20 protein-coding genes are annotated in these 17,640 nt (G+C 44.5%); 19 read left to right on the top strand and 1 reads right to left on the bottom strand.

What is annotated here, in order from left to right; all coding sequences use genetic code 11:
• Positions 1-17: 17 nt before the first annotated feature.
• From CGB83_RS18840 to CGB83_RS18855, 4 genes are all read left to right on the top strand, one after another.
• On the top strand, positions 18-1,019 hold the full coding sequence (locus tag CGB83_RS18840) for an aldo/keto reductase (RefSeq protein ID WP_100077223.1): 1,002 nt from the start codon (positions 18-20) through the stop codon (positions 1,017-1,019).
• Positions 1,020-1,089: 70 nt separating this feature from the next.
• A complete protein-coding gene (locus tag CGB83_RS18845) occupies positions 1,090-2,091 on the top strand; it encodes an aldo/keto reductase (RefSeq protein WP_100077224.1) in 1,002 nt (333 codons plus the stop codon).
• Positions 2,092-2,163: 72 nt separating this feature from the next.
• Positions 2,164-3,354, top strand: a complete 1,191-nt coding sequence (locus CGB83_RS18850) for an MFS transporter (RefSeq protein WP_100077225.1) — start codon at positions 2,164-2,166, stop codon at positions 3,352-3,354.
• Between the two features lie 14 nt (positions 3,355-3,368).
• Positions 3,369-4,337, top strand: a complete 969-nt coding sequence (locus tag CGB83_RS18855) for an MBL fold metallo-hydrolase (RefSeq protein ID WP_228420003.1) — start codon at positions 3,369-3,371, stop codon at positions 4,335-4,337.
• A gap of 157 nt (positions 4,338-4,494) precedes the next feature.
• Here the strand turns inward: CGB83_RS18855 and CGB83_RS18860 are convergent, their stop codons facing one another.
• On the bottom strand, positions 4,495-6,714 hold the full coding sequence (locus CGB83_RS18860; RefSeq protein WP_100077226.1) for an NADP-dependent isocitrate dehydrogenase: 2,220 nt from the start codon (positions 6,712-6,714) through the stop codon (positions 4,495-4,497).
• 243 nt (positions 6,715-6,957) lie between these two features.
• Between CGB83_RS18860 and tpx the strand changes: the two genes are divergently transcribed.
• The 15 genes from tpx (at position 6,958) to CGB83_RS18935 (ending at position 17,614) form a co-directional block, all read left to right on the top strand.
• The gene (gene tpx, locus CGB83_RS18865) at positions 6,958-7,458 is read left to right on the top strand and encodes a thiol peroxidase (RefSeq protein ID WP_100077227.1); all 501 of its coding nucleotides are present in this window, start codon (positions 6,958-6,960) and stop codon (positions 7,456-7,458) included.
• Positions 7,459-7,552: 94 nt separating this feature from the next.
• Positions 7,553-7,957 carry a glyoxalase superfamily protein gene (locus tag CGB83_RS18870; protein WP_100077228.1) on the top strand — a complete coding sequence of 135 codons (405 nt, stop codon included), beginning with the start codon at positions 7,553-7,555 and terminating at the stop codon, positions 7,955-7,957.
• 32 nt (positions 7,958-7,989) lie between these two features.
• A complete protein-coding gene (locus CGB83_RS18875; RefSeq protein ID WP_228420005.1) occupies positions 7,990-8,781 on the top strand; it encodes a helix-turn-helix domain-containing protein in 792 nt (263 codons plus the stop codon).
• A 67-nt stretch (positions 8,782-8,848) separates the two neighbouring features.
• Entirely contained in the window at positions 8,849-9,988 is a 1,140-nt protein-coding gene (locus tag CGB83_RS18880; RefSeq protein WP_418219566.1) for an FAD-dependent oxidoreductase, read from the top strand.
• 76 nt (positions 9,989-10,064) lie between these two features.
• Positions 10,065-11,276: a DUF763 domain-containing protein gene (locus CGB83_RS18885; protein ID WP_100077229.1), complete on the top strand. Its 1,212-nt coding sequence runs from the start codon at positions 10,065-10,067 to the stop codon at positions 11,274-11,276.
• A gap of 152 nt (positions 11,277-11,428) precedes the next feature.
• Positions 11,429-12,028 carry a Crp/Fnr family transcriptional regulator gene (locus CGB83_RS18890; RefSeq protein ID WP_100077230.1) on the top strand — a complete coding sequence of 200 codons (600 nt, stop codon included), beginning with the start codon at positions 11,429-11,431 and terminating at the stop codon, positions 12,026-12,028.
• A 160-nt stretch (positions 12,029-12,188) separates the two neighbouring features.
• Positions 12,189-12,593, top strand: coding sequence for a VOC family protein (locus tag CGB83_RS18895; protein ID WP_100077231.1), 405 nt, complete (start codon positions 12,189-12,191; stop codon positions 12,591-12,593).
• A gap of 55 nt (positions 12,594-12,648) precedes the next feature.
• A complete protein-coding gene (locus CGB83_RS18900) occupies positions 12,649-13,080 on the top strand; it encodes a VOC family protein (protein ID WP_100077232.1) in 432 nt (143 codons plus the stop codon).
• A 73-nt stretch (positions 13,081-13,153) separates the two neighbouring features.
• On the top strand, positions 13,154-13,570 hold the full coding sequence (locus CGB83_RS18905) for an SRPBCC domain-containing protein (RefSeq protein WP_100077669.1): 417 nt from the start codon (positions 13,154-13,156) through the stop codon (positions 13,568-13,570).
• A gap of 11 nt (positions 13,571-13,581) precedes the next feature.
• Complete coding sequence (locus CGB83_RS18910; RefSeq protein ID WP_157761465.1) at positions 13,582-13,845, top strand: helix-hairpin-helix domain-containing protein; 264 nt, start codon at positions 13,582-13,584, stop codon at positions 13,843-13,845.
• Between the two features lie 66 nt (positions 13,846-13,911).
• Positions 13,912-14,775: a VOC family protein gene (locus CGB83_RS18915; RefSeq protein WP_100077233.1), complete on the top strand. Its 864-nt coding sequence runs from the start codon at positions 13,912-13,914 to the stop codon at positions 14,773-14,775.
• Between the two features lie 49 nt (positions 14,776-14,824).
• Positions 14,825-15,658: an SDR family oxidoreductase gene (locus tag CGB83_RS18920; protein ID WP_100077234.1), complete on the top strand. Its 834-nt coding sequence runs from the start codon at positions 14,825-14,827 to the stop codon at positions 15,656-15,658.
• 100 nt (positions 15,659-15,758) lie between these two features.
• On the top strand, positions 15,759-16,199 hold the full coding sequence (locus tag CGB83_RS18925; protein ID WP_100077235.1) for an SRPBCC family protein: 441 nt from the start codon (positions 15,759-15,761) through the stop codon (positions 16,197-16,199).
• A gap of 26 nt (positions 16,200-16,225) precedes the next feature.
• Positions 16,226-16,684, top strand: coding sequence for a DoxX family protein (locus tag CGB83_RS18930; RefSeq protein WP_100077236.1), 459 nt, complete (start codon positions 16,226-16,228; stop codon positions 16,682-16,684).
• Positions 16,685-16,858: 174 nt separating this feature from the next.
• Positions 16,859-17,614, top strand: a complete 756-nt coding sequence (locus tag CGB83_RS18935; protein ID WP_100077237.1) for an SDR family oxidoreductase — start codon at positions 16,859-16,861, stop codon at positions 17,612-17,614.
• Positions 17,615-17,640 lie beyond the last annotated feature (26 nt).

Genomic DNA, 17,640 nt, shown 5'->3' on the forward strand with positions numbered 1-17,640 from the left:
ATAAAATATAAACCGTTATGCAATTCAGAAAATTAGGAAATACAGGAAAAGAACTTTCAGTTATTGGATTAGGCTGCATGGGGATGAGTTTTGCCTATGGACCGACGGATGAGCAGGAAAGCATCAACACACTTCATAAAGCACTTGATCTTGGCGTAAACTTCTGGGATACCGCAGACATGTATGCCAATGGGGAGAATGAAAAACTGATTTCTAAAGTGCTGGTTCCGAACCGGGATAAAATTTTCATTGCCACTAAATTCGGGTTCAGGTTTAAAGACGGTAAGGCAAGCCACAGCGGTGCGCCGGGAACATACTTTGACGGTTCCCCGGAATGGGTAAGACAGGCTGTAGATGCAAGTCTTCAGCGGCTAAAGGTTGATGAAATCGACCTGTATTATGCCCATCGTGTAGATCCCAATATCCCTGTCGAGGAAACGGTAGGGGCTATGGCGGAACTGGTAAAAGCCGGGAAGGTGAAATATATCGGGTTATCAGAAGCTTCCGCATCCTCTATCAGGAAGGCGAATGCTGTTCATCCGATAACGGCCTTACAATCTGAATACTCACTGCTTACCAGGGATGTGGAAAATGAGATTTTACCCGTAATCAGGGAGCTTGGGATTACTTTAGTTCCTTATTCTCCGCTGGCGAGAGGATTGTTTTCCAACATCAATGACGTTCAGAACTTCGGAGCGGAAGACTTCAGAAAGTCGCTTCCACGTTATCAGGATGAATACCTTGAAAACAATAGAAAGCTGGCTCAGGAAATCAATGATTTTGCGGCTTCCAAGGGGGTGAAAGGAACCCAGCTGGCTCTTGCCTGGGTATTGAACCAGGGAGAGGATATTATCCCGATTCCGGGGACGAAAAGAATCAAGTACCTGGAGGAGAATATTGCAGCAGCAGGGTTGAAACTGTCCGGTGAAGATCTCAGCACCATCGATTCAATTCTGAAGAAATATCCTCATGTAGGGGAAAGATACAGCGAAGGATCTATGAAGCTGGTTAATAATTAATCTTACAATAACATGCTGTCCTTAATTTTATATACAGGCAGGATGGCATATATTAAATTCACAAATCGTTATGGAATTCAGAAAACTAGGAAATACAGGAGAAAAACTTTCAGCAGTTGGTCTGGGATGTATGGGAATGAGTGCTGCTTATGGCCCGGCTGATGAACAGGAGAATATCAAGACACTTTATAAAGCCCTTGACCTCGGCGTTAACTTCTGGGATACGGCTGATATTTATGCCAATGGTAAGAATGAAAAGCTGATCTCCAAAGTGCTGGTTCCGAACCGGGATAAAATTTTCATTGCCACGAAATTCGGCTTCAGGTTCAAAGACGGAAAGGCAAGCCACAGCGGTGCGCCGGGCACCTATTTTGACGGCTCTCCGGAATGGATCAGGCAGGCGGTAGATGCAAGCCTCCAGCGGCTGAAGGTTGATGAGATAGACCTGTATTATGCGCACCGCGTTGATCCCAATATCCCGGTTGAGGAAACGGTAGGCGCTATGGCTGAACTGGTACAGGCAGGAAAAGTAAAATACCTTGGATTGTCAGAAGCTTCCGCAGCTTCCATCAGAAAAGCACATGCTGTTCATCCGATCACTGCTTTGCAGTCTGAATATTCGCTGCTCACCAGGGATGTGGAAAATGAAATCTTACCGGTCATCAGGGAGCTGGGAATTACGTTGGTTCCTTATTCTCCGCTGGCGAGAGGATTGTTCTCCAATATCAATGACGTCCAGAACTTCGGAGCGGAAGACTTCAGAAAGTCGCTTCCAAGATATCAGGATGAATACCTGGAAAATAACAGAAAGCTGGCTCAGGAAATCAATGATTTTGCGGCTTCCAAAGGGGTGAAAGGAACCCAGCTGGCGCTTGCGTGGGTATTGAACCAGGGAGAAGACATTATCCCGATTCCGGGGACAAAAAGAATCAGATACCTGGAAGAGAATATTGCCGCCGCAGGGCTGAAACTTTCCGGGGAAGACCTCAAAACCATTGATTCGATTCTGAAGAAATATCCTCATGTAGGGGAGAGGTACAGCGAAGGATCTATGAAGCTGGTTAATAACTAAAGGCAAGAATATACAATCCTCAGGTTCCGGAAATATCCGGGATCTGAGTTTTTTATCAATATAACGACGATCATGGTTACACTTAAAGAGAAAAATAAATTTATTGCCACACTGCTGGCTTTTGCCGTCATCCCGATGTCGGGGCTGTCAACGGATATTTACCTGCCTTCCATGCCGAGCATGGCCGTAGAACTGAATCAGCCGGAAAGCCGGATCCAGCTCACCTTATCCATATTCCTGATCAGTTACGGATTAACCCAGTTTTTTGCCGGGAGCATTGTGGATTCGTTCGGCAGGTACAAGGTTTCTATGGTATCGCTGGCTCTGTTTGTGGTTTCATTTGTGATTACGGCAACCACCCAGAATATCTTTATCATTTACGCCATGAGGGTTTTGCAGGGAATACTGTCGGGCTTTGCGGTAGTGTCGAAGCGGGCATTTTTTGTAGATGTCTATGACGGCGACAAGCGGAAACATTACCTCAGCATCATGACCATTGTGTGGTCTGTGGGACCTATTATTGCACCGTTCATCGGAGGTTACCTGCAGAAAAATTTCGGGTGGCAGTCCAATTTCTATGTGCTTGCAGGATACAGCCTGCTGCTTTTTATACTGGAATTTGTTTTTTCCGGTGAGACCCTGAAAAAGAGAAACCCTTTCCGTGTGGAGTTCCTGATTGAGCAGTATGCCTCTATGTTTAAAACGAAGGATTTTTTCTACGGCATGATCATGTGCGGGCTCAGCTATTCGATGATCATGTTCTTTAGCCTCTGCGGCTCTTTCATCATCGAACATAAAATGGGCTATTCCGAGGTGGTGGCCGGCTATGTTTCACTGATCCTCGGGTTTGCGTGGATGACCGGTGGATTTCTCGGAAAAGCGCTGATCAATAAAGCGTTCCTGCCTAAGATCCGGTATGCCAATTTCATTCAGCTCGCTTGTATAGTGCTGATGTTTATCGCTTCTTACTTTTTAAGCAATATTTACAGCCTGGTGGCTTTTGCGTTCTGTATTCACATTACGGCCGGGTTTGTCTTTAACAACTATTTTGCCTACTGTATCGGCCGGTTCCCGGAATCCGCAGGCATTGCGGGCGGTCTTACCGGTGGTGTAGCCTACATTATTACTTCTGCAGTCAGTTATGGGATCGTTGCAGTCATCAGGCCACAGGTCCAGCTGGAAGTTGCAGAAGGCTATTTTGTTCTGGGCCTGCTTGGATTGCTTGTCCTGAGCATGATCAGGATCAGGAAAGCCCACATTTAAGATAAAATTTAAGAATGATGGATAAAAAAGAAACTGTAAAAGAAGGTTCAATGAATGAACCAATACATTCAGACCCGTTTCCTCTACAACAGGAAAATGATCTTTCAGGTTTTAAAAAGATCATGCTCGGAGCGCTGGAACTGTTTATTTTTACAGACGGATACCTCCACGAAGAGAATGTTGCCTCTTTTGCTCCCAGAGGTAACCTGACAGAATTGAAAACCATTCTTAAACAACATTTCCGGCCGGAAAATTACATTGATATAGCCCTGAATATACTTTTAGTAAAAACAAAGGACAGGCTGATCTTACTGGATGCAGGCATGGGTATTTTTGCTGATGAAAGAGCTGGTTTTCTTCTCAAAAGCCTCAACAAAGCAGGTTTTTCCGTGAAAGATATTACTGATGTTTTCATTTCTCATGCACATCCTGACCACATCGGAGGTTTAGTGGACGAAAAAGGTAATCTTGTATTTTCCAATGCAGATTATTTCATAGCAGAGGCCGAATATGATTTCTGGATGAATGCCACCCTGGAAGATTTCGGCAACAGCGCCCTGAAAGACCAGCCGGAGCTGATCAGTCAGATGATTCCTCCGGTACAGAATATCCTTAAAACCATACATCCCATATTGACATTTTTTGATTTCAAGCAAGAACTGTATGGGCATTTCAGCTTTCAGCTGGCGCCGGGACATACCCCGGGGCTCACTATGACAACCATTTCTTCCGGAAAAGAAAAGCTGATCTGTATCGCTGATACAGTCCATTCAGATGTGATCTTATTTTCACATCCTGATTGGGGTTATTTCGGGGATGCGGATCTTGATATTGCTATCCAAACACGTATCAATGTTCTCTGCCAGTTATCGGAAACAGAAATGCGTGTATTTGCCTTTCATATGCCATGGCCTGGATTAGGTTTTACCGGAAAAGCAGGGCAGGAGTTTAAATGGATTCCGGAAGGCTTCATGCATGCCTGATAAAGACACTTATATTTTCTATTTTATAATTTTCTTCATGAATCCTCTCAGCAATGAGGGGATTTTTATGATCCCGTAATGGCTTTGAAACTATTATGTGGATCCAACAAAAAAGCCCCTTAAAAAGGAGCTTTTCAGTGTATATTGTGTACGGAGATTAAATTCCGTCAATGATTTCATTCAGAACCGTGCTCGGTCTCATGGCAGAATACGTTTTATAGGTATCAGCCTTGTAGTATCCGCCGATTTCCTGCGGTTTACCCTGTGCACCGATCAACTCGGCATTGATTACCTCTTCGTTTTCTTTCATGGCCTGTGCTATAGGGGCGAACTTAGCAGCCAGTTCTGCATCCGCAGTCTGAGCAGCCAGTGCTTCAGCCCAGTACATCGCCAGGTAGAAGTGAGATCCGCGGTTATCGATCTGTCCTACTTTTCTTGCCGGTGATTTGTCAGTAGCCAGGAATTTTGCATTCGCCTCATCAAGGGCATCCGCTAAAATCTGGGATTTTTTATTGTCCTGGGTCTGTGCAAGATGTTCCAGAGAAGCCTGAAGCGCAAGGAATTCACCTAAGGAATCCCAACGTAAATACCCTTCTTCCAGGAACTGCTCAACGTGCTTAGGAGCAGAACCTCCGGCACCGGTTTCAAATAAACCTCCTCCGTTCATCAGAGGAACGATGGAAAGCATTTTCGCTGAAGTCCCAAGTTCAAGGATCGGGAAAAGGTCTGTAAGGTAATCCCTAAGTACGTTTCCGGACACTGAGATGGTATCTTTTCCTTCCCTGGCCCTTTTCAGGGTTTCTGCCATGGCATCTTTCACATCCATGATCCTGATGTCAAGGCCGGTTGTATCGTAATCTTTAAGGTATTGTTCTACTTTTTTGATGATCTCCCTGTCGTGGGCTCTTCCTTTGTCCAGCCAGAAGATAGCAGGCGTATCAGAAAGTCTGGATCTGTTCACGGCCAGTTTTACCCAATCCTGGATCGGTGCATCTTTAGTCTGGCACATTCTGAAAATATCGCCTTTCTCCACTTTCTGGGAAAGAAGGACGGCTCCGTTCTCATCCTGAACTTCAATAGTTCCTTCAGCAGAAGCCTGGAAGGTTTTGTCGTGGGAACCGTATTCTTCAGCTTTCTGTGCCATTAATCCTACGTTCGGAACAGAACCCATCGTCGTTGGGTCCAGTTTTCCGTGTGCTTTCATATCATCGATCACCGCCTGGTAGAATCCTGCATAAGAACGGTCCGGGATAATGCATACGGTATCTTCCTCTTTTCCTTCCTTATTCCACATTTTACCTCCGCCTCTTACCAGGGCAGCCATAGAAGCATCAACGATAATGTCAGAAGGTACGTGGAAATTGGTGATACCCTTATCGGAATTCACCATAGCCACTCTTGGTCCGTTAGCCAGGGCAGATTCTATATCAGCTCTGATATCTGCTTCCTGAGCGCTTCCTTTTATTTTTTCAAACAGATCGGCAAGACCGTTGTTAGGATTGATATCCAGAGATTTGAAGGTATCAGCATATTTCGTGAATACATCTTTGAAGAATGTTTCCACTACAGCCCCGAAAATAATAGGGTCAGAGATTTTCATCATCGTCGCTTTCAGGTGGGCGGAAAGAAGGACGTTCCTGTTTTTTGCCTCATCGATAGCCTGCTGAACGAAAGCTTTTAAAGCATTTAGGTTCATTACGGAGGAATCGATTACTTCTCCTGCCTGAAGTTTTGCGAAATCTTTGAGCTGGGTTTCAGAACCGTCATTGCCTTTGAAAACGATTTTATATTGTGTAGCATTCTCCAGGGTGACAGAAGTTTCTGTTCCGTAGAAGTCACCGCTTTCCATATGGGCTACATCCGTTTTGCTGTCAGAAGCCCAGTCACCCATTCTGTGCGGGTTGGCTTTAGCATAATTTTTAACGGCCTTAGGAGCACGTCTGTCAGAATTTCCTTCTCTCAATACCGGGTTTACGGCGCTTCCCAATACTTTGGCATATTTAGCTTTAATGGCTTTCTCATCATCATTCTTAGGTTCTGCCGGGTAATCAGGCAGTGCGAAACCTTTGGCCTTCAGTTCTGCAATCGCTGCATCCAGCTGAGGAACGGAAGCAGAAATATTCGGAAGCTTGATGATGTTCGCATCCGGCTGAGTAGCCAGCTGGCCTAATTCCGCCAGGGCATCCCCGATTTTCTGATCTTCTTTCAGGAACTCCGGGAAGTTGGCTAAAATCCTTCCTGCCAAAGAAATATCCGGAACAGCAATTTCAATGTCCGCTGATTTTGTAAATGCTTTTACAATCGGCAAAAATGAATGTGTTGCCAACATGGGAGCTTCATCCGTAAGGGTGTAATAGATTTTTGATTTGTCTGACATTATACTGTTATTTATTATTTGATTTTTTTAAGACTCACAAATTTAGTAAATATGATTGTGTATTGGGTTATTTTGCATAAAAAAAGAGGCTGCCGCCTGTTGGGAATTATATTCTTATGATGGTATTTGATCCTTTAGCGTGTAAAAATACCTATTGTATGCACTTTAAGATTTATTTAACCTGCCATTGATCGGAAAAGTCCCTGTTTTAATTAAATTTGTAAGGAACTAAAATAATAGATTATGTCAACAACCATTACTTTGAAAGGCAATGAAGTGCATACCATTGGTACGCTTCCTTCCGTAGGTACTACCGTTAAGGATTTCGCTCTGGTGGATTCCGGGCTGAATGTAAAAACCCTTCAGGACTTTGACGGAAAGAAAAAAGTATTCAATATTTTCCCGAGCATCGATACAGGCATCTGCGCGGAATCAGCCAGGAAATTCAATGAAGCAGCTTCCGGACTGGATAATACCGTAGTGATTAATGTTTCCAAAGACCTTCCGTTTGCACTGGGCAGGTTCTGTGCAGCAGAAGGACTGGACAATGTGGAAACACTGTCGGATTTCAGAGGGACTTTCGGCGATGATTATGAAGTTACCATGACGGATTCTCCTATGCAGGGGCTTTTAAGCCGTGCCGTGATTGTAACGGATGTTGACAATACAATAGTTTACACCGAACAGGTTCCGGAAATTGCCCAGGAACCGGATTATAATGCCGCTTTAGAAGCATTAAAATAATCGAAATAAAATCAATAGGCCTTGCGGATTAGTTTTCGCAGGGCTTTTTTGACTTTTGTATTTTTCAGGAGATCACCCCTTTAAAAGCATTCCTATGAAAGCAGAGCAAATCATACCCGTTATAAGAATATTTGATTATCAGAAAGCCATTGAGTTTTATATCGACTGGCTGGGTTTTGAAATGGTGTGGGAACATCGTTTTGAAAGCCGTTCACCAGCCTATATGGAAATAAAAAAAGACGGTATGGTATTTCATCTCAGCGAACATCATGGTGATGCAACTCCGGGGAGCAGTACCTTTATCTGGGGCCAGGGGATTGTTGAATACCACAGGGAATTAATTGACAAGAACTATATTTATAACCGGCCCGGAATTGAGAAAACCTTTTATGAAGCTGTTTCATTTACCGTGAATGATCCTTTCGGAAACCGGATTATCTTTAACGAGAAATTTGATGAGACAAAGCATAAAGATCTAAATTTTAATTCTATTCATTGATCTGTTCCATGCAATAATCCATTCGTTCAACCATGCCACCGCTTCATACCTATTATCAGGAGTTTCAGCCTGCAGAAGAATTGAAGGACATCATCCAGTGTTTCTGGTATTATAAGAGAGCTGTTGGTGAAGAGCAATCCTGTTTTGAGGTGATCCCTGACGGACATACCGAAATTATTTTTCATTTCGGAGACGGTTTAGACCTGTTTGATAATGAGAAACTGACTCCGCTGCCTTCACCCTTCATTATGGGGTTACAGGAGGGTCCTGTTTGTTTTCATATAAAAAACACAATGGAGATCATGGGCATCAGATGCTATCCGTGGGTACTATTTGACCTGCTGGATATTCCTTCCGGTAAAGGGATCCATCTTCCAAAACATCCGGTCAGTCAGTTGTATCCGGATTTGAATGCCCTCATTCTTTCCGGAACAATAGAACCTGCTGTTGCCCGGATACAGCAATATTTCCTTGAATTATTTTCACAGAAATCTTTTGACGAGGTTTTAAGTAAGGCTGGAACGGCTATAAGAGCGGCCAAAGGGAGCATTCCCGTACATGAGGTAGCCGATTCTTCCCATACAACCCTGCGTACCCTGGAACGGAAGTTTAAAAAGTCTTCCGGAAAGACGGTAAAGGACCTGTGCGCGCTCATCCGTTTTGAACAGGTAAGAAATGAATTAATGCTCAATCCTGATGCTAATCTTGCAGGTCTTGCTTATGAGTTGGGCTATACCGACCAGTCCCACCTCACCAGGGAATTTAAGCGCTATGCCCATGTGACGCCTGCTGCCTTCGCCAGGAAATGCAGAAATGAGCAGTAGCCCGTCTCTATTTTGTCGCATTTATACAATCGTAACTTATCGGTATTGCTGAATTTTGTCATCATAAATGATACAGAATATGCTATTGCAAAATAAACAGGTGGCTATTTTAGGAGCGGGTCCGGCAGGTCTTACCATGGCGCGGCTGCTACAGCTGAAAAATGTCCAGGTAACCGTATATGAGCGGGACCTGAATGCGGAAACAAGAATCTGGGGAGGCACTCTTGACCTGCATAAAACTTCAGGACAGGTCGCCATGAAAAAGGCCGGACTGCTGGAAAAGTATTATCAGGCTGCCATCCCGATGGGAGTGAATATGGCCGATAAACAGGGCAATCTTGTGTTTACCAAAGAAATAACAGCAGAAGACCGGTTCAACAATCCGGAGATCAACAGGAACAGCCTCAGGACTTTACTGATGAACAGTTTACAGCCGGGTACGGTAGTCTGGGACAGAAAAGTGACCGGACTGAAAGAACAGAATGGCCAATGGGCAATTCAGTTCGAAAATAAGGATGATGTAATGGCCGATATCGTGATTGTGGCCAACGGCGGGATGTCTAAAGTCCGAAAACATGTTACAGAAGCTGAAGTCGAAGAAACAGGCACGCTCATCATACAGGGAGATGTTCCCCAACCCCAGATCAGCTCCCCGGTTTTCTACCGCCTGTGCGACGGCAAAAGGCTGATGACAGCCCATAACGGAAACCTGTTGGTAGCCAATCCATATAATAATGGCCTGCTCTCTTATGGAGTTATGTTTAAAATGCCGGAAAAAAAGGACATGGATGCACTGGACTTTAGTAATCGGGATGCGGTGACCAGGTTTCTTTTACAGCGATTTTCTGGCTGGGGTGATGTTTATAAAGAACTGTTCCGGGCAACCACTTTTTTCGTTGGTCTTAATACAAAGAGACTGCCTTTAAATCAGCCCTGGAAAAATGACAGGCCTCTGCCGGTTACCCTGATCGGAGATGCTGCGCACCTGATGCCGCCTTTTGCCGGGCAGGGCGTCAATACAGGATTGATGGACGCCGTTTATTTATCCGAGAACCTTACCGGCGGGAATTTTGAAAGCATTGAAGCTGCCATTCAGGATTATGAGCGGAGGATGCTGGTGTATGCAAGGGAAGCACAGCAAGAATCAGAAGACAATGAAATCCGGATGCATGATCCTGACTTTTCTTTTGCCAGCCTTATTCACTGAACCGGAATTGTGTTTAGATGATGCAGGTCATCAGTTGTTTAGATAAATAGAGCTATCTTTATGCTTTGAAATACCAATGAAACGTTCAGGAACCGCAGATTTACCCCTTCACTATGGCAAAGTTCCGCCATGGCTGTATGAACGTATGTCTGCTTTAGGGCTGTCGATTATTGAAGTCATCTTGATGGACTATGGGAAAGATGAGGTGTTGCGGAGGCTGGCCGACCCGTTCTGGTTCCAGAGTTTTGGTGCGGTGATGGGGATGGACTGGCATTCTTCAGGGATTACCACCTCCGTGATGGGTGCTTTAAAACGGTCCGTCAATCCGAATTCCCAATCGCTGGGCCTGTACATTTGCGGGGGAAAAGGCAAATTTTCAAGGGAAACGCCTTCTGAACTGCTTCAGATTGCCGATAAGACAGGACTTGACGGAAATGCACTGGTTAGGGCCAGTAAGCTTTCTGCCAAAGTAGACAATACAGCTATTCAGGACGGTTATCAGCTTTACCTGCACAATTTTATCCTTGCCGATAACGGCAACTGGAGCGTTGTCCAGCAGGGAATGCATGAATCCGACAGTACGGCAAGGCGCTACCACTGGCATTCTGAAAACATCAGGTCATTTGTGGAAGAACCGCATACGGGAATCAACGGTGTTTCAAGGGGAATGATCCTGAACCTGACCGATGCGGAAGCTTCAGGCAGCAGGAAAGGCATTCTGGAAATATCCCATACTGATTCCGCAGAGGTTATGAATGATTTTTCGAGGCTGATCCTTCCTGCCCATCACGATGTGCAGGCTTCAGATGTAGACCTGAAACGGCTGGGTGCGCTTTTGTATGTTACCCGGGAACAGCAGCCGCAAAACTTTGAGGAGCTCCTTCTGCTGGAGGGGGTAGGGCCGCGGACCATGCAGTCTCTTGCGCTGGTAAGTGAGGTCATCCACGGTGCACCGTCACGGTTTACCGATCCTGCCCGCTTTTCATTTGCCCACGGTGGCAAGGACGGCCATCCTTTTCCGGTTCCTACCAAGGTATATGATGAGAGCCTCGGCATCATTAAAAAAGGAATTGAAAAGTCTAAACTGGGAAATTCGGATAAGCTCAAAACCCTGAACAAGCTTCATCAGATGATTGCTGAAACTGAAAAGGGATTTACTCCGGATTTTGATATCCAGGCAGTGATTGAAGAAGAAAGGCAGAATTCCTGGCGCTTTGGCGGGAAAACTGTTTTCGGGGATGCACAGAAACCTTCCCCTCCAAAACCGATCCAACTCTCTCTTTTCTAAATTTCATATCCGGAACCTGGCCTGAAGAAGTGAGAATGACAGATATTTCTGATCTGAATATTTTTTAGCAGAACTAAAAGTATGGCCAAGATGATTTCCTTGATCATATCCGGTAAAAAAAGTACTTTTAAGGGTCTAAAAATTTTAAAGTAATGACCAGTAAAGCTTTACAGATTTCTTATGAGTTTCCGTTCTTTCTTGATGAAGAGCTTGCGGAGATCTTCCAGGCGCATGAACAGGTATCCTTTCAGAAAGGGGAATGCATCCTGCGGGAAGGTAAGACGGCCAATGAGTATTTCATTCTTGAAAAAGGGCTTGCCCGTTCTTTTGTGAACGATTTTAACGGAAATGATGTGACCACTAATTTTTTTACTGAAAACGAAATCATTATCGAAGTCTCTTCTCTGTTCCAGAGGATCCCGGCACAGGAAAATATGGTCTGCATTACGGATTGCGACTGCTGGAAACTGAATTTTGACACTTTTCAGGATTTATTCCACCGCATCCCCAACCTCAGGGAATGGGGGAGAGCCTGGATGTCACAACAGCTTTTCCTGTATAAACAGCGTTCTGTAGAAATGTTTACTCTATCCGCTACAAAGCGTTACCTCAACCTCCTGGAACAGAAACCTGAAGTCATCCGGTATGCGCCGTTAAAGCAGGTCGCTTCTTATCTGGGGGTTACAGACACCTCTCTGAGCCGCATCCGTAAAGAACTGGTTTCGCATCCTGGCAAAAACGGATCCCGTTGATCTGATGTCTTTTTCCGGAGCTGATCAAGGTGCTATTGCCCAATAAATGATACCATAGAACAAATATTATATCGGCTCAGTTTTAATTCTTGTCTTATGGCAAGCTGATTGTCCTGTCAAGCCGGTAATTTTGGTTTAAGATTATGCTAAAACAACGACTATGGAAATCAATCAGATCTATGTAAACCTTGCCGTAAAAAATGTTCAGGAAACAAAAGAATTCTGGACAAAGCTGGGCTTTGCCGCTGACGAGCAGCTTTCAAATGAGAAAGGTATATGTATTGCCATGAAACCAGGACAGATTTCCGTCATGTTCCTCCAGGAAGACTTTTTCCGCACATTTTCAGAAAAACCCTTGCCGGTGGCCGGTACAGTGCAGATACTTCTTGCTTTAAGCCTGGGCAGCCGCGAAGAAGTGGACCGTTTGGTAAATATGGCTGTTGAAAATGGCGCCACACAACATGAAGAACCTCAGGATTACGATGGGATGTACCAGAATTCTTTCTGGGATATCAATGGCTATGGCTGGAACATCATCTCCGTAGATGCTCAGATTGCAGAATAATCCATTGCCTCATCCTTTCAACGACTCATAACTCATAACTTATAACTTCAATCCTATGCCTAAACTTAATCCGTACTTAAATTTTGACGGAAAAGCAGAAGAAGCTTTTCATTTTTACAAATCCGTTTTCGGAGGGGAATTCCTCGGAGAGATCCACAAAATGGGAAATGCTCCCGGGACGGAAAGCCTTTCAGAAGAAGAGAAAAACCGTGTGATGCACATTGCCCTTCCGATAGGCAATGATCTTCTCATGGCGTCTGATATTGTTCCGGGCTTCGGGCAGCACCTGAACATAGGAAACAGCAATTATGTCTCGGTCTTTCCTGATTCAAAAGCAGAGGCAGACCGGCTCTTCCATGCCCTCTCGGAAGGAGGAACCATTGAAATGCCGATTGAAGACCAGTGCTGGGGAGATTATTTCGGAAGCTTCCAGGACCGTTACGGGATTTACTGGATGATCAACTATAATGAATCTTATCCGAAATAATCTTACCTTTAAAATCAGCCAAACGGTATTTGCTTTGCAGGTACCGTTTTACACCATTTCTAAAATCAATATTATGGAACCTATCACTCTTGAAATTACTATTCTGGTTTCTGCGGACAAAGTATGGCAATATTTTAATGGTCCCGAACATATCACCCGCTGGAATGTTGCGGATGACACCTGGCAGTGTCCCGAGGCAGAAAACGATGTGAAAGAAGGCGGAACTTTCAGGTACCGCATGGAGGCAAAAGACGGTAGCTTCGGATTTGATCTTCGGGGAGTATACGACGAAGTCATCCCTGAAAAACTGATACGGTACCATCTGGAGGATGGCCGGAAAGTGGAAGTGGTCTTCGAACAGATCGATGCGCACACCACAAAGCTGATCCAGACATTCGAGCCTGAAAAGCAGAATCCTGTACAGATGCAGCGGGACGGATGGTACGCTATTATGAATAATTTCCATAAATATGCAGAGGAAAATGCGTAATCCTTCAGGGAATGATTAATTTAGTGCTTATGGCGAAATGCCTTAAAACCATGGCTCCGGTACCTTTCGAAGGCTGTTTTTTGAAGGGTATCCTGCCGGTTACAGCCAGGAGGGCACTTGAAAGGGAGAAAATCGATTCCCTGGAAAAGCTGTGCGGATATTCCGAAGCGGAAATTCTTCAGATGCATGGTTTCGGCAGGAATTCCATGAACAGGCTGAAGATCTACATGAAAAATCATCAGGCATACTTCAGCACCCATCCGGAAGCAGATTAATCAAAATGCAGCTGGAAACCGAAGTCCAGATAAGTACAACAAAAGAATCTTTTATATCAGAAAATAATGAACAATACTATTTTTCCATGCCTGTGGTGCGACCAGGATGCCGGAGACTCGGCGCGGTTCTACTGTGAGGTTTTCAGCGGTACGCTTACGGCGGATACTCCGGTAGTGCTGAATATCGAACTCTTCGGACAGAAACTGATGCTGCTGAATGCCGGTCCTCAATTCACAAAAAATCCTTCCGTATCCTTTACGGTCTTTTGTGACAGTGAAGAAGAGATCATCAGGTACTGGGACCGTCTCAGTGAAAACGGGGAAGTGATGATGCCATTGGATTCCTATCCGTGGAGCAAAAAATTCGGCTGGGTCCGGGATCGGTTCGGGGTAAGCTGGCAACTGGTGCTCGATGAAAAAATGAGTGAGCAGAAAATAATGCCGACTTTAATGTTCATCCATCAGAACAACGGTAAGGCATACGAAGCAATGAAGCTGTATACTGATACTTTCCCCGATTCGGAAATTAAACAAATACAGCGATATGGTGATTCAGATGGGACAAATGATACTGAACCTGCCGGAAATATCAGCCGGGGATATTTTACAATCAGTGGGTACAGCTTTTTATGCACGGAGAATTCATATGACCACCAGTTTGATTTCAATGAAGCCATATCTGTGGTCGTGATGACCGATAACCAGGAGCAGACTGATCATTACTGGGATGCACTGGTGGCAGACGGCGGCAGGGAAAGCATGTGCGGATGGCTGAAAGACCGGTACGGGCTCAGCTGGCAGATCGTTCCCAAAAAACTGATCGAGCTGATGAACGATCAGGATCCTGTGAAAGCCCATCAGGTAGTTCAGGCAATGTTCCGGATGCAGAAAATTATTATAGAAGATTTGGAAAAAGCTTATTATTCGTAAGTGTATTTCGGCGTATTGTTTGATGTGTTAAGGTGAAACTTAAATTAATATGAAAACACACAACCAATCACAATCCAAATCAGAAGTTCCACAGGAAGGGCTGTATCCTGAAATCATCCGTGAAAACTACAAAGGCAGTGAAAAACTTGCAGGACGAAAAGCATTAATATCCGGAGGCGACAGCGGGATCGGCCAGGCCGTAGCCGTACATTATGCCAGGGAAGGAGCCGATGTGGCCATCATTTATAAAGAAAGTGATGACGATGCTGAGGAGACCAGGAAACTGGTTGAGCAGGAAGGCCGCCAATGCCTGTTGCTGAAAGGAGACATTTCCGGTAAAGAATTCAGGAAACAGTGTATTGATCAGCTGAAGCAGGAGTGGGGAACACTGGATGTTCTGGTCAATAACGCTGCCATACAGTCTCCTAAAAATGAAATCGAAAACATCAGTGACGAGCAGATCCTCGAAACATTCAACACCAATATCATTTCCATGATCTCTTTCACCCGGGACTGCCTTTCGCTCATGCAGGAAGGCAGCAGGATTATTTGTACTACATCCGTTACAGCATACCGGGGCAGTGAGCATCTCATTGATTATTCTTCCACGAAAGGGGCAATCGCCACTTTCATCCGTTCTATGGCGACCAACCTTGCCGAAAAAAAGATTCTGGTTAACGGAATTGCACCGGGACCGATCTGGACCCCTCTTGTTAAAGAAACTTTTGACGATGTATCTAATTTCGGGAAAGACACGCCGCTCAAAAGGGCCGGGCAGCCTTCCGAAGTGGCTCCTGCATTCGTTTTTCTGGCTTCCGAAGATTCAAGCTTTATTACCGGTGAGATCATCCACATCAATGGTGGGGATTTTGTAGGCGGATAGTTAGAATATTATGTTAAAGCTTTATTAACATATTTAAAAATTCAAAAAAAAACCTTTTTTTTGTACTCACGAATTTGTGATTTTACACTATAACAATTATATGGAAACATTATCTTACATGATTATGATTGAATCTTCGTTGCAGAAGATATGGAATGTGCTTTGGGGAGATGAAACGTATGGGCAATGGACTCAGTATTTTAACCCGGGATCAAAGGTTAAATCTGACTGGAAGATCGGAGGTAAAACATACTTCCTGAATGCAGAAGGGAACGGATTGGTTTCTACGATAGGAAGTCTTCAGCAGCCACACTACGTAGTATTTAAACATTTAGGCGTATTGAAGGACGGGGTAGAAGATACGCAGAGCAAGGAAGTGAAAGAATGGAGTGGCTCATTCGAAAGGTATTTTCTTACAGAGTTTGGCGGAAAAACAAAACTTTATATTGAAGTCCAGGCAGAAAAACACAGAAGAGAGGCGATGGATGCAGGTTTTACAAAGGGCCTTGAAACAGTAAAGCAACTGGCTGAAAAGTCTTAGAATGCTTAAACGCATATAGTAAGGCTATGAAATTATTGGTGATCATGTTTACGGGATTTGCCTTATCACTAGTAGGGATAAGGATTTTTCAGGGAGAATGGAATGTTCTGTTTTCCGGGAATTTCGGGATGGCCGTTTTCCTTTTCTTTACCGGAGCAGCCCATTTCAGATATCAGAAGGGAATGGCCATGATGATTCCGGATTGTATCCCGGCAAAAGTATTCTGGGTATATGCTACCGGACTTATGGAAATGGCAGCCGGCATCGGCCTCCTGATTCCATCAGTGCGTGAACTGACCGCCATTCTGCTGATCGTCTTTTTTGTGCTTGTTTTTATCGCCAATATCAATTCATCAGCAAAAAGGATCAACCTGTTCAAAGCAGATTATACCGGCCCGGGAATGAATTACCTGTACAGGGAAAGGCTGCCGATGCAGCTTATCTTAATAGCCTGGACATGGTATTTCGGGATTTACTTACACTAAAAAACGTCTCACGACTACTCGTGAGACGTTTTTGTTGGCTGGTCATAATCCTGTTCAGCGGATAGCCCGGTATTATATTTTACAACAGCATCTTTTCATTCAGATACAGCAGGTTCCGGATTTTTCCGAAGCCTGAAAGTCTCCATCTTTGCATCAGAATTTAACTTAAAAACTATGCAGAGATTTAAAAACAGATTTGCCCTGATTACAGGCGGAACCAGTGGAATGGGTTTTGCCACGGCAGAACAGTTCATCAGCGATGGCGGAAGTGCGATCATTACAGGAAGAAGCGAAAGGACCGTTAATGAGGCGGTAAAAAACTTAGGAAAAAGAGCATCCGGGATCGTTTCTGATGCGGGAAGCTATCATGATCTTATGAAGTTGCAACAGCAGGTCAGAAGGTATACAGAAACCATTGATGTAGTTTTTGCCAATGCGGGCTACGGAAAATTTGCTCCTGTGGAATCTGTTGATGAAATGCTTTTTGATGAATTGTTTAACATGCTGGTCAAAGGATCTTTCTTCACTGTACAGCAGGTACTGCCCCTGATGAAAAGAGGAGGATCGGTTATTTTCAATACCTCCATCGCTACAGAAATGTCAATGCCTGATTTTTCAGTCTATTCAGCAGCGAAATCAGCCGTGCAGTCCTTGATCAGAAGTTTTGCTGCGGAACTGACCGTCAGAGGAATCCGTGTCAATGGCATAAGCCCGGGACACATAAAAACAAATATATTCAACAATACCGGCCTGAATCCTGAGCAGATTAACGAAGCGGTTGATCATATTATTCCTGCTATCCCCTTTAAAAGGCTGGGAGACCCGTCGGAAATAGCCAATGCTGTCCTTTTTCTTGCCTCCGGGGAAGCGTCCTATATCCATGGTGCGAAACTCAGGGTAGATGCAGGAATTTCTGTGGTCAGTCATTAAAAAAGAAAAACCCATCACATATCATG

The sequence above is a fragment of the Chryseobacterium camelliae genome, assembly GCF_002770595.1.
GTDB classification, from domain to species: domain Bacteria; phylum Bacteroidota; class Bacteroidia; order Flavobacteriales; family Weeksellaceae; genus Chryseobacterium; species Chryseobacterium camelliae.

Coding starts and splice junctions, on each gene's coding strand:
- CGB83_RS18890 (WP_100077230.1), top strand. CDS start 11,429: ATGACCAGTAAAGCTTTACAGATTTCTTATGAGTTTCCGTTCTTTCTT.
- CGB83_RS18855 (WP_228420003.1), top strand. CDS start 3,369: ATGATGGATAAAAAAGAAACTGTAAAAGAAGGTTCAATGAATGAACCA.
- CGB83_RS18895 (WP_100077231.1), top strand. CDS start 12,189: ATGGAAATCAATCAGATCTATGTAAACCTTGCCGTAAAAAATGTTCAG.
- CGB83_RS18845 (WP_100077224.1), top strand. CDS start 1,090: ATGGAATTCAGAAAACTAGGAAATACAGGAGAAAAACTTTCAGCAGTT.
- CGB83_RS18920 (WP_100077234.1), top strand. CDS start 14,825: ATGAAAACACACAACCAATCACAATCCAAATCAGAAGTTCCACAGGAA.
- CGB83_RS18875 (WP_228420005.1), top strand. CDS start 7,990: ATGCCACCGCTTCATACCTATTATCAGGAGTTTCAGCCTGCAGAAGAA.
- CGB83_RS18870 (WP_100077228.1), top strand. CDS start 7,553: ATGAAAGCAGAGCAAATCATACCCGTTATAAGAATATTTGATTATCAG.
- CGB83_RS18935 (WP_100077237.1), top strand. CDS start 16,859: ATGCAGAGATTTAAAAACAGATTTGCCCTGATTACAGGCGGAACCAGT.
- CGB83_RS18850 (WP_100077225.1), top strand. CDS start 2,164: ATGGTTACACTTAAAGAGAAAAATAAATTTATTGCCACACTGCTGGCT.
- CGB83_RS18930 (WP_100077236.1), top strand. CDS start 16,226: ATGAAATTATTGGTGATCATGTTTACGGGATTTGCCTTATCACTAGTA.
- CGB83_RS18880 (WP_418219566.1), top strand. CDS start 8,849: ATGATACAGAATATGCTATTGCAAAATAAACAGGTGGCTATTTTAGGA.
- CGB83_RS18900 (WP_100077232.1), top strand. CDS start 12,649: ATGCCTAAACTTAATCCGTACTTAAATTTTGACGGAAAAGCAGAAGAA.
- CGB83_RS18915 (WP_100077233.1), top strand. CDS start 13,912: ATGAACAATACTATTTTTCCATGCCTGTGGTGCGACCAGGATGCCGGA.
- CGB83_RS18885 (WP_100077229.1), top strand. CDS start 10,065: ATGAAACGTTCAGGAACCGCAGATTTACCCCTTCACTATGGCAAAGTT.
- CGB83_RS18905 (WP_100077669.1), top strand. CDS start 13,154: ATGGAACCTATCACTCTTGAAATTACTATTCTGGTTTCTGCGGACAAA.
- tpx (WP_100077227.1), top strand. CDS start 6,958: ATGTCAACAACCATTACTTTGAAAGGCAATGAAGTGCATACCATTGGT.
- CGB83_RS18925 (WP_100077235.1), top strand. CDS start 15,759: ATGGAAACATTATCTTACATGATTATGATTGAATCTTCGTTGCAGAAG.
- CGB83_RS18840 (WP_100077223.1), top strand. CDS start 18: ATGCAATTCAGAAAATTAGGAAATACAGGAAAAGAACTTTCAGTTATT.
- CGB83_RS18860 (WP_100077226.1), bottom strand. CDS start 6,714: ATGTCAGACAAATCAAAAATCTATTACACCCTTACGGATGAAGCTCCC.
- CGB83_RS18910 (WP_157761465.1), top strand. CDS start 13,582: ATGATTAATTTAGTGCTTATGGCGAAATGCCTTAAAACCATGGCTCCG.